At 71.3% G+C, this 1,979-nt stretch carries 2 protein-coding genes and 1 pseudogene; 1 reads left to right on the forward strand and 2 read right to left on the reverse strand.

What is annotated here, in order from left to right:
- Positions 1-636 (reverse strand): TerD family protein (locus AOK22_RS34315; RefSeq protein ID WP_167357914.1); only part of this gene is annotated, 636 nt, incomplete at its 3' end.
- A gap of 117 nt (positions 637-753) precedes the next feature.
- Positions 754-1,377, reverse strand: a complete 624-nt coding sequence (locus AOK22_RS34320) for a M48 metallopeptidase family protein (RefSeq protein ID WP_079037009.1) — start codon at positions 1,375-1,377, stop codon at positions 754-756.
- Between the two features lie 202 nt (positions 1,378-1,579).
- Between AOK22_RS34320 and AOK22_RS34325 the strand changes: the two are divergent.
- A pseudogene (locus tag AOK22_RS34325) lies at positions 1,580-1,979 on the forward strand (ThiF family adenylyltransferase); the annotation flags it as partial.

Here is a 1,979-nt window from a genome sequence, read left to right on the forward strand (position 1 = left end):
GGCGGGCGCGGCGGCGGCCGGGGCGCCGAACGCGGGCGGCGCGGAGGCCTGCGCGGGCGGCGCGAAACCGGGCGTGGCCTGCGGCTGCGGGGCGGCCGCGGGCTCCTCCTCGGCGACCTCGCCGCCGAAGTTCTTCAGCAGGGCCTCGAGACCGCCGTCGAAGCCCTGGCCGATCGCGGCGAACCGCCAGACGTCCTTCAGATAGAAGTCGCCCAGCATGACCGCGCGCTCCGTGGAGAACTCCGCGCCGTTGAAGGCGTAGCGCGCCACTTCCTCGCCGCCCGCGACGATGCGGATGTACCCGGACGCGACCTGCGACATCTGGCCGGCGCCGTCGATCGTCGCCGTGAACGACAGCCGCTGGATCTGCTGCGGGATGCGGTCGAGCGTGACGCGGAAGGACTCGGTGTCGCCCGCCTGCTCGCCCAGGAGCTGGATCGACTCCTCGGGCGACTTGGGCTGGTTGAAGAAGATGAAGTAGCGGTCGTCCGAGAGCCGTTCGCTCGCGTCCAGGCCGAAGCAGCTGATGTCGAAGGTCAGCCCGGGTGCCGAAATCTGTACACCTACGTACAGATCGGTCCCCGCGGTGAGGTCACTGATCTTGGCCTTGTGGCCGCGTTGGAAATCCCTGGCCATACGTAACGACCGTCCCCCATCCCGAATGTGAATGCGTCGCGCCAGGCTAACCGCTAACTCCGACAGCGGACCAAGCCGGTACAGACCCGCTACACAACCGTCGGATCCGGTGGACGTTCACTCCTCGCGGGCGGCGGGAAGGTGCGGCAGACGATCGGCCGCGACCACCCCTTCGAGGTATCCCCTGGCCCGCTCCGTACGGGGGTAGGCCTCCAGGAGACGCCAGAAGCGGGGGCCGTGACCGGGGACGAGCAGATGGGCGAGCTCGTGCACGAGGACGTAGTCCACGACGTACTCGGGCATGCCCTGCAGACGGTGCGAGAGGCGGATGCTGCCCTCGGCGGGGGTGCAGGATCCCCAGCGGGTGTTCTGGTTCGTGACCCAGCGAACGGAGGCGGGCCTGGCCCGCCCCTGGAAGTACTGCTCCGACAGCTGCTCGGCCCGCTCCACCAGCTCCGCGTCGCCGAGGAGCCGCTTGCTCTCCTGCGCGGCGAGCTTGTCGAGCATCACCGTGACCCAGCGCTGCTCCTCCGCCTCCGACATGCGGGCGGGGATGAGGACGACGGTGCGGTCGCCCTCCCGGTACGCCGAGACCGTTCTGCGCCGGCGGGCGCTCCGTCTGACCTCGACCGCGCTGGGCCCCGAGCCGGAGGACGGCGGACTGGTCGTGCTGCGCTGCGGAGTTCCGGCGCGACGCGCTGAGGGCTCCCCAGCGACGCGAGGGGACGGGTCGGCGGGCACGCCCCGACGTTACCCGCTGGGCATGGGGGAAGTCCCGCCTCCGGGACGGTTCGGCGGTGTTCCGCACCCCGCACGTTTGATTAGTACGACGAATGCACATCGCCTGTGGACAGCGCGGAGCGGGAGGCCGCTGAGACGGGCATTCTGGCACTCGATCGGCGTGGCGGACGGGGCCGCGCCGACCGGCCGACGGGGGACGACCATGCATCCGATCGTGAAGCCCGCGCTGCGGCGCGGCTGGCGGGACCTGAGCACCGTGCAGTTCGGGGTGGCGCCCGCGCATGCTTTGGTGCTGGGGCCGATGGACACGGCGACGAGCAGTTTCCTGACCCTGCTGGACGGCACCCGCGGACTGCCGCTCCTGCGGGAAGAGGCCCGGCGGATGGGCCTGCCCGACGGCCATGTGGACAAGCTGATGGGCGAGCTCACGCGGGCCGGTCTGCTCGACGATGCGACGGGAGGCGGTCCCGCGGCCGATTCCTTGCGCAAACGCGCCGGGGTCATGGACCGGCTGCGGGCCGATGTGGCCTCGCTCTCGCTCCTGTCCCCCGAACCGGCCGGGGCGATCACGAAGGCGGCGGCGCGGCACGCGGTGCGGGTGC

Origin of the sequence: Streptomyces silaceus (assembly GCF_001419745.1) — a bacterium.
In the GTDB taxonomy this organism is placed as follows: Bacteria; Actinomycetota; Actinomycetes; order Streptomycetales; family Streptomycetaceae; genus Streptomyces; species Streptomyces silaceus.